The 8,274-nt window shown below is 57.6% G+C and carries 9 protein-coding genes and 4 pseudogenes; 5 read left to right on the top strand and 8 right to left on the bottom strand.

What is annotated here, in order from left to right; translation table 11 throughout:
* The first annotated feature begins 132 nt into the window (after nt 1-132).
* Nucleotides 133-354: a hypothetical protein gene (locus tag XI06_RS07225; RefSeq protein ID WP_271604944.1), complete on the top strand. Its 222-nt coding sequence runs from the start codon at nt 133-135 to the stop codon at nt 352-354.
* A 55-nt stretch (nt 355-409) separates the two neighbouring features.
* Here XI06_RS07225 and XI06_RS07220 read toward each other — a convergent pair whose 3' ends face one another.
* The gene (locus XI06_RS07220) at nt 410-715 is read right to left on the bottom strand and encodes a hypothetical protein (RefSeq protein ID WP_271604943.1); all 306 of its coding nucleotides are present in this window, start codon (nt 713-715) and stop codon (nt 410-412) included.
* A 1,725-nt stretch (nt 716-2,440) separates the two neighbouring features.
* On the opposite strand from XI06_RS07220, the pseudogene XI06_RS43690 reads away from it, so the two are divergent.
* Nucleotides 2,441-2,557, top strand: a pseudogene (locus tag XI06_RS43690) (PEPxxWA-CTERM sorting domain-containing protein); the annotation flags it as partial.
* A 210-nt stretch (nt 2,558-2,767) separates the two neighbouring features.
* Here XI06_RS43690 and XI06_RS07210 read toward each other — a convergent pair.
* From XI06_RS07210 to XI06_RS07180, 7 genes and pseudogenes are all read right to left on the bottom strand, one after another.
* On the bottom strand, nt 2,768-2,971 hold the full coding sequence (locus XI06_RS07210; RefSeq protein ID WP_271604941.1) for a hypothetical protein: 204 nt from the start codon (nt 2,969-2,971) through the stop codon (nt 2,768-2,770).
* Nucleotides 2,968-3,564, bottom strand: coding sequence for an ATP-dependent DNA ligase (locus XI06_RS07205; RefSeq protein ID WP_271604940.1), 597 nt, complete (start codon nt 3,562-3,564; stop codon nt 2,968-2,970). Before XI06_RS07205 ends, XI06_RS07210 begins: the two co-directional genes overlap by 4 nt.
* The gene (locus tag XI06_RS07200) at nt 3,564-3,923 is read right to left on the bottom strand and encodes a hypothetical protein (protein WP_271604939.1); all 360 of its coding nucleotides are present in this window, start codon (nt 3,921-3,923) and stop codon (nt 3,564-3,566) included. The genes XI06_RS07205 and XI06_RS07200 overlap by 1 nt, the downstream gene beginning before the upstream one ends.
* Nucleotides 3,916-4,404, bottom strand: a complete 489-nt coding sequence (locus XI06_RS07195; protein ID WP_271604938.1) for a hypothetical protein — start codon at nt 4,402-4,404, stop codon at nt 3,916-3,918. Before XI06_RS07195 ends, XI06_RS07200 begins: the two co-directional genes overlap by 8 nt.
* A gap of 418 nt (nt 4,405-4,822) precedes the next feature.
* Entirely contained in the window at nt 4,823-5,095 is a 273-nt protein-coding gene (locus tag XI06_RS07190) for a hypothetical protein (protein WP_271604937.1), read from the bottom strand.
* Complete coding sequence (locus XI06_RS07185) at nt 5,092-5,439, bottom strand: hypothetical protein (protein ID WP_271604936.1); 348 nt, start codon at nt 5,437-5,439, stop codon at nt 5,092-5,094. The genes XI06_RS07190 and XI06_RS07185 overlap by 4 nt, the downstream gene beginning before the upstream one ends.
* Nucleotides 5,440-5,546: 107 nt before the next feature.
* A pseudogene (locus tag XI06_RS07180) lies at nt 5,547-5,765 on the bottom strand (IS1182 family transposase); the annotation flags it as partial.
* A 457-nt stretch (nt 5,766-6,222) separates the two neighbouring features.
* On the opposite strand from XI06_RS07180, the gene XI06_RS07175 reads away from it, so the two are divergent.
* From XI06_RS07175 to XI06_RS43685, 3 genes and pseudogenes are all read left to right on the top strand, one after another.
* Nucleotides 6,223-7,341: a PEP-CTERM sorting domain-containing protein gene (locus tag XI06_RS07175; protein ID WP_271604935.1), complete on the top strand. Its 1,119-nt coding sequence runs from the start codon at nt 6,223-6,225 to the stop codon at nt 7,339-7,341.
* 26 nt (nt 7,342-7,367) lie between these two features.
* Nucleotides 7,368-7,813 (top strand): annotated as a pseudogene (locus tag XI06_RS07170) (NAD-dependent epimerase/dehydratase family protein); the annotation flags it as partial.
* Between the two features lie 18 nt (nt 7,814-7,831).
* A pseudogene (locus tag XI06_RS43685) lies at nt 7,832-8,213 on the top strand (UDP-glucose 6-dehydrogenase); the annotation flags it as partial.
* Nucleotides 8,214-8,274: the final 61 nt, after the last annotated feature.

The following is an 8,274-nucleotide window of genomic DNA, read 5'->3' as shown; positions in this document are numbered from 1 at the left end:
GAGCGCTCAAGGGTAACCGGAAAGAAACCAATAAAGGATAACCTCTAATGCGCCGCCGGACTGGCGCAATCGCATGGGCATGAGGGACCCGCTCGCGTGTGCGAGCGGGTTTCCTTTTTTGATCGATCAGAGATGCGCGTCAACAAGATCACGTGGGATAAAATCGGCCGCGTAACGGAGCCGGGCCGATACAGATGCTTTTTCGGCTATCTGACCGTCACCTCAGAAGACATCGAAGTGTGGACCAGATTTCCCCACGCCACCTTCACCTTGATCTCGCGGCCCACCTCCGAACAGTCCGTTGGCGAAGACTACCACTTAGGTGCATTCGACATCGGCGATCCTCCACCGTAGCCGACGCTCATCCAAGACAGCGGCGAAAAGCCAAGGCGCCCTTCGTCGAGGGCCCTTAGTGAACGCTTCGATCTAGCTCTCGCAGCAGTCGATGAAGAAAATCGCTAGCGTGATCATATTGCGCACTGCCGTCCGCGATTTGATGTGCGAGGGGCGACAGGATGTTGCCGACGGCCTCCGAACCAATCAGACCCGCGCTGGTCGACCACTTTTCCAAAAGATCGTCAGGAATGTCTTCGCTCGACCCGAACAATCTCAGCAGCTGCTCTTCAGCTATGCCGTTACCATCATGGTGGGCCTTGGCCGCATAGAGGGCAAACAACCCACGAAAAGCATTCCGGGAAGCAGCGCGCTTTGTCATCGCAATGTCCCTGACAACATAATTTGGCAATGGGAGGAGGTTTGAAGCTGTTCGTCGGGAAAAGCCAGAAAAATCGACTGTCAACCGGCGTCCAACTTTCTTTTGAATGCCGATAGGGGTCCCCGAACGCCGTTTGACAGCTCGAGCGGCTGCGCTGCAATTTGCTGCCGGTCGCCCAGTTCGGTGCGGTGGCGGAGGATGCTGCGAACCGCATCTCCGACGTTGTGGACGGGCTGATGGCACGGGACTCTGGATTGAGAATTGACCGCGATCGCAATGAAGGAGGGCGAGAATGGTGTTCGTGCGGCGCTGAAGCGTATCACGCGAGCCTAGCGTGAGGAGGTCGTGCGCGCCTTGCAGGACGAGCGGCTACTGCGCGAGGCCAAGCGCCCTTCGCAGCAGGCGCGGTTCCCATCCAGGGAGAGATAGCCACTGACAGACGCGAGCAGAAACAATGATTGACAGCTTGTCGCAATTAGGCGCATCTTAAAAACAATTCAATTTTAATTTGCTTAATCGGATTAGTTGTCGTTTCATTTGGAGGGACTTATGCGTCGTTCAATTTGCATTGCGACACTGATCCTTGCGCCGGCAATCGCTCAGGCCAATACGATCGTGGAGAACTCCGGTGTGCCGGGGTTTCCTGGAACCTTCAACTTTATTGGCTACAACTCCAGCAACGTCGCATTCGGCCAGCCCGTCAGATCTCAGTTTCTGGAATTTGGAGGACGGTTTCACCCGGCCGGTTCAAATGCCAATCTCGCCTTTGGAAGCGGCACGACGGTGATGGCATCGCAAATCGTTGGAGGAAACACTGTCTCTTTTAACGTCCCCTACAATAACTCCATTCCTGATCCGAATTTGTTCGATAGGACGATTGCCTATAACTCGAACCTTCTTGGGTCTTGGCATCTTTCCGTCAGCAACCCAAGCTATACGAATACTGTGCAGGTCAATACTCTTGCAATCGATCCGACGATCGGAGTGCCCCCCTTCATTACCGGGATAACCATCAGCGGCAACTCCAACGCGACAACGACTCCGACACTTTCCTGGAACGCGCCGGCGTTCAATCCACCGAATGGTTACAATCAGAACACAAAAATTTTTATCATTGATCTCGACCACAACAGACAGACCATTTTCAGGCAAGATCTTACGTCCAATCAAACCACCTTCACCATTCCGAGCTCGGCCAATCTGAATCCGAATGGCCACTACGGCGTTGTGATACGTGATGACTATCGGGTCCCCTCGACCAACGCGACAACCGGTGCGAGCTCTCAGAGCTTTTTTGATTTTCATCCGAGCGCTGTCTCGCAATTTAGCGGACCTGTGCAGGTGCCAGTCTCATCGGTCAACTCCGTGGGACAAACGGTTTACAGCTTCAACATCGACGTGAGCCATGGTCAGTCCGTGAACCTGGATCCGGCCGTCGCCCTCGGGTACATTTTCGCGGTCGGCGACGGGAATCCGAACTTCGCGTCGGTGACACTGCCGGACCTGGGAATGTCCCATCCTTACGGGCTCTATCTCTGGAGCGGCTCGTCGTACCAATTTGCCCAAGATCTCTTCGCGAACACCTTGTTCACCTTCGCTCCGGGCGGCGTTAGCAGGTTTGAGATATTGGGAATTGATCCAAGCTTGGGTCTTGACCCAAACAATTCTACTGCGTTTGTCACTCAGGTCACCTTCACTGCAGATGGTCCGTTCACTGGCACTATGACAGCGATTACCGCGGTTCCCGAGCCGAGCACGTGGGCGATGCTAGTTTTGGGATTTGGTGGCCTTGGCTTCATGTCGTATCGTCGGAAGTCGAAGCCATCACTGATGGCCGCCTGAGACCATCATCATCGGCATCTACTACTTTGAAAGCCGCCCTAGGGCGGCTTTTTCCTTTAGGGCTCTGAAGCCGCCACTTTCGTTTTTGGCCTCTGGCTGACTTGTCAGAGGCGCTGCACCAAGTCGGCTTATGCGGACAAGGGCCGCCCTCGGGGTCGTTCTCCTCGAATCACCGGCCATCAATAGGCGCCCGTACAGACCGTCACTGCCTCAATGGTGAGGCAGGAACGCTGCCGCATTGATGACGCCGACGATGATCAGGGTCATCACGAGTAGCGGACAAATTGGGGCGCGATCATTATTGGTGGACCTGTGCAGTCCAAAATTGCGAGCCATGATTAATTCCAACGCTGCGCCGGATAATGCTCCGGCCGAACCAATTTTGCACGGCGCCTTTCCGCGATCAACCGTCATAGCTCCCGCTCCATCGCAGGATGACTTCGGTTTTTGACCTTGATCCACTCCTTTGAACGGCCGGCCTGGTAGGGCCGATCGCGACGCTTCGACACAATACCTTCGAGGCCCATTCCGACGGCTGCTCGAAACAGATCCGGTCCAATCTCGCCCATCTCGAACGGGGCGATGAAGATGCCGTCGGGGCGACCGCGCAGCAGCCGCGCCAGGTTCGCTTTGCGCATGGACAGCGGCAACTTCCGCAGATCATCACCATCCACGGCCAGCAGGTCGAAGGCATAGAGCTGAACCTCCGCATCATGCTTGCGCGAGTGCAGCGCGTTGAAGTCAGAGACGCCATCGACCCCAAGCACAACAGCCTCACCGTCGATGACAAAGTGCGTTTGCCGGTTCTTGCGGGCAGCTTCGACGATCCAGGGGAAGCGGCTTGTCCAATCGTGTCCGTTCCGAGTGAAGAGCCGTACGCGCTCGCCGAGGCGCTCCACGCGCAGCCGGTAGCCGTCATATTTGACTTCATGCAGCCAATCAGGGCTGGCCGGAAAAACCTTAGAGGCCGTCGGCAGACAGAACTCGAACGATCCAAATCTAGCCATCAGTGACGCCAGCCGTCCTTGTCGAGTTCGACCCGATAACCCTCCAGAATCCGCGGCGTCTCGCTATCGGCGGGGATGTTGCATGCCGGGCATGGCGCGCCGGCTCCTCCGCAACCGCGTGCGCGCGGGCCCTCCCATGGGCGGTCAGGATGGTTCTCGCAAACCCAGCCTGTGCCGTCGCAGGTCGCGCAAGTCACACTCATTGTCGCCGGTTCTTCGTCGATCTCCTGGCCGTGCAGGTGGTTGAGCACTTCGCCGAGATCGCGCATGTCGACAAGCGCGCCGCACTGCGGGCAACGGATGTAATGATCCATCTCGCTTTGCGACCGCCAGCCGACCGGCTTGCCCTCGCTAACCATGGCCGGCCAGCTGTAGCGGGAGCGACAGTTGCGCGCCGATTGCCCGACCAAGGTGGCTTTCGACAAAACCTCTCAGCCCTCTCGAAACATCATGACTGCGGGCAGCGATGTACTGCTCAACGTCGCGCGCAACGTCCTCCGATGCATCACGCGACCAGCCCTCGACTGGATTGAAGGCCACCACCCGGAGGGCCTGGTTATATTGGCCTGCCAACAGATCCTTGATCAGCGTGGCGTAGTCGATCCCTTCGTCGGTCTCGCTGAAAGCGGCACCATCGCGTACTCCTCGAGGACGAGGTAAAAATCCTTGTCGAGCCGATCGTTCGGAATGATCGAGGGGAAGGCGAATGCAAGAACTCCAGGGACCGGAGTCCAAGATAGGGCGTGCAAAGCAGGAACGCGAATCAGGCGCCATGCGCTCCGGTCGGTGCTGCGCCCACATGCCTGAACCGTTGACATGGATCAAACGTATCGATGTCATGAGGGAACAATGGCCCAATGGCCCCCAACAACCTCTATTTCTATTTCTCGCTGATCTGTCTGTCAGTCATCGCTGGCGTCGCCGTTTATATGCTGATGCGCTGAAGCCGCCTCCTATCGGGGGAGAGTGAGCGAAAGCCACTGCCTGTCGTGGCTGCAAAAAGACCCCAGCTTCACAAGGATGGGTGAGCTGGGGCCAGTTCACCTTCTAGCCCAGGATCACGAGCCTGGGCTATCGGGAAAACTTGGCAAATCGGTCGCCGTTCCCGGTCCCCCATGCGCGCGATGAAGGGCGGAGAGACGACGGCCCCTGCTCTCAGGGCTCGGGGGGTTATGGGCCGGGGCCGCTCCGCCAGCCCGGCGGCGGCCCAGCGAGACTCACAAGCCCGGGCCTTCGTTCCTGGGAAATCGACGGGTGGTCAGCGCGACATGAGATTGTCGCCAGGCGACAACAGCCGCACATACGCCCCGCTCTCGTGCAGTTCCATCCAGCCCTTTTCAATCGCGTATTTGATGCCGGCTCCGAATTCAAAGCCGGTGGCCTTGCAGCCGTTCTTCGACAGGAATGGCGCGTTGATCTTCTCGATGTGGATGCGGCCATTCTGGACCGCCTCGATGCTCTTGGCGAGTTCTGTTAACTTCCGCGCTGCGGCCTCTGGATCAGAATACGGACGCTCGTTCATCAGCTTCATTGATCAGCCCCCATGGGCTGCGCCCTATAGGCGATTCTCAACTCATCGAGGCGCTCCGTTTTTTCTCGACAAAATGGCCTGCTTAGTGCCGTTGCTGCCGCCGACGATGCAGGACCGCGCATGCCGCACGCCTTGCAGACGAACCGCGGCTCGAGCTGCGAGATCCGTATTTCGTCCGGCCACCGGTCGACGTACTCGGCTGCAAGCTTGACGTTGTGGCTGCACTGATAGTCCTGGCAGAACACGATTAGATCCCGCACGCCCGTTGACCGCAGATCGCCGAGCGTGATCTTAAGCGGGCGTCCGTCAGGTTCGGTGCGGTCTTTGTGTCGAGAGCTGGCCATGGCGCCATCGAAGCGTGACGCCGGCGAGAGTCAAATTGTCGATTACTGGTGTTTCGGAACGCGCGCGGGCTACCGCGCGTCGTGGGTCTGGAAAAACGGAATCGCTAGCCGACCAACAGCATCGGGATCATCAGCACCGGATCGACCGAAGGCCGGCCCGTATGCGAATAATAAGGTGCAAGCTCATCGTGGACCCAGCCTAGATCGAGTACGCGATCGATCTGGCGAAACAAATGGTCGGAGCGGACCACCTTGTCCAGGTCAAACGAATAGAAGAACTGACCTTGGCCTTTCTCCGCCGACCCATCATGCGCGGCTCCCCGCAAATGATCCTCAGAATCAACGGAATCACGGAACGCAAGTCGTCTCAACGGGAGTTTTGCAACATAATCGGGTGTAGAGCGGAAACTGATTGCGGCGGTTTGAAGCGCCTTGATCCCAAGCGGACCCACGAGCACGCCCGTCGTTGGCGAATAAGTCGCGTATCTCTGGAGATGTTCCTAGCGGGCGATCGAGCGGATGATCGTGTCGTCGACTATTTTAGACGCGTGATAGGTCGATCTCGGTTGTGACTCAGCATCCTGAGCGCGCCGGACTTTAGTCAGATAGCTGAAATACGAACAGATATGCGGGTCGTATGAGTTGCCACGTTTCGTTGTTGGAACTCACTGAACAACTTCGACCATCTGTTGTCTTGCTCACCATGCGAAGCCGTGTTCAAGAGCTGACCAATCTTGATTCGGGGGCAGTGCTACTGCGCGGTGCGCAGCGAGGGAACTTGGAATGAAAATGAAATATCGCTCCACGCTTGTGGCAGCCACGATCGCATTTGTTTTGAACGGTGCTGCTCAAGCGAGCGTCTACAACGTCTCTATTTTGGGGAATGGAACCGCAGCAGCTTATGGCGTAAACGATAGTGGACAGGTCGTGGGGGCGTCGTACCCAACGGGGTGCTGCAGCGCTGTCGGGACGATCTGGACCAGCGCGTCGACGACGTTCCTAAATGGAGGTGGAGGTTATCCAAATAGCCTTCTCCAGTCGATAAACAGCGCCGGGCAATCAGTTGGCTATAGCTGGGGAGGCGGACAAGTAGCGACTGTTTGGAATGGTACAATCCCGACTGCATTAGGTTATCTCGCTGGCGCCAACTACAGCAACGCCTTCGCGATCAACAACGCTGGCCAAGTGGTTGGTGCGAGCTATATCAATAGTCCGACCAATTCCATTGCGACCGTGTGGTCCGGAACAACTCCAACAGCTCTTCCCAACCTTACAGGAGCAACGAGCAGTAGCGCATTCGGTATCAACAATTTCGGGCAGGTCGTCGGTGTCAGCAACACGGGTGCTTCTGGTATTGCGACGGTCTGGAGCGGCAACACGCCGACCGCGTTGAGCCTTCTTACCAATACAACGGGGAGTACGGCCCTGAACATCAACGACGCCGGTCAGAGTGTCGGGTTCAGCATCGATGGAGCGGGACACACTCTCGCGACGCTCTGGAATGGTTCGACGCCAATGTTGCTTCCAACGCTCGCAGGCGAAGTGAGCGGTGTCGCATACTCCATCAACAACCTAGGGCAGGTCGTCGGTTCGGTGACTGACGCGAATGGACGGACCGTTGCCGTATTGTGGGATGGTTCGTCGATAGTTCAACTGAGTGAATTGACTGGAGCTACAAGCAGCGTGGCCCGCGACATCAATGATCTTGGACAAATCGTTGGGTATGGCAGTACAGTTGATGGTGAGGCGAATGCTATAATTTGGAATGTTGCGGCGGTCCCCGAACCCTCTAGTTGGGTGATGATGCTTATTGGATTCTGCGGGCTTGGCTTCGTGACGTATCGCCGTCGCAATCAGAACTCCGCGCTTACCCCAGCCCAAGCACGAGAGCGAGGAATCTAGGATCGCCGCGAATGGTCCACGGGCTATTCGGCAGTGACTTCATCAGCGTGATGGCGGCCAACCTCTACGGCCCCGGCGACAACTATCATCCCGAACTGAGCCACGTTGTCGCAGCGCTGATCCGTCGGTTTCACGAGGCGAAGCTCTCGGGCGCGAGGCGCGTCGTGGTCTGGGGCACCGGGACGCCGCGGCGCGAGTTCCCTATGTCGACGGCTGGCCGATGCCTGCGTGCACTTGATGAGACCTGTTCCAATAGCAAGCTAATCAACATCGACGCCGGCGAGGACATCGCCATTGCCGGTTCGGGCGCGTGGTCGCCGAGATCATCGGCTATCGTGGCGAGATCGGTTTCGACACTTCGCGTCCTGACGGCACACCGCGTAAGCTACTCGACATCAGCCGGCTAACAAAACTCGGCTGGTACGCGCAGACCTCGCTTGTGGAAGGCTTCGGACGGGCTTACGAGGCCTATTCGTCAAGTCATTGGACCATTCAATCCGTGTTTCATTGCTTTGCGGATTTCGGTCGCGAGGTCACGTGCGTAGACAAGGGCGCGTGCAATTTGAGACCCTTTATCGCGGCGAGATCCTGATCTCGAGCTGGGTTGGACGCGCTGGTCGCCACCAATGTGAGGCCAAGTGGCTCGACCTGACCAAGTGATTTTGCGCAGCGAGTGCGGAAGGCGGGCGCCGTGTTCACGTGGCCGGCGGGCCGTCGCAGCGCCGCGACGGCGAAGCCGATCTTCCAGTGTCTACGCCGTGCGCGGGCGACCAGATGGAGCGCATCATCCGCGAAACCGATCCGAAAGCCGACCTAGTAGTGCCTCAGATCCCGAATTTCTACGCGACGGCGCCCCGATCCGAGACTTCAAGCAAAGCTATTGTGGCGTCGATGGCGACATAGCAAACCAAAACGCATCTCGCGCGATCGACC

It is taken from the genome of Bradyrhizobium sp. CCBAU 11434 (assembly GCF_028128895.1).
Classification (GTDB): Bacteria; Pseudomonadota; Alphaproteobacteria; order Rhizobiales; family Xanthobacteraceae; genus Bradyrhizobium; species Bradyrhizobium zhengyangense.
Note: the sequence above shows the minus strand (reverse complement) of the source record. Positions and strands in the feature narration are given on the sequence as shown.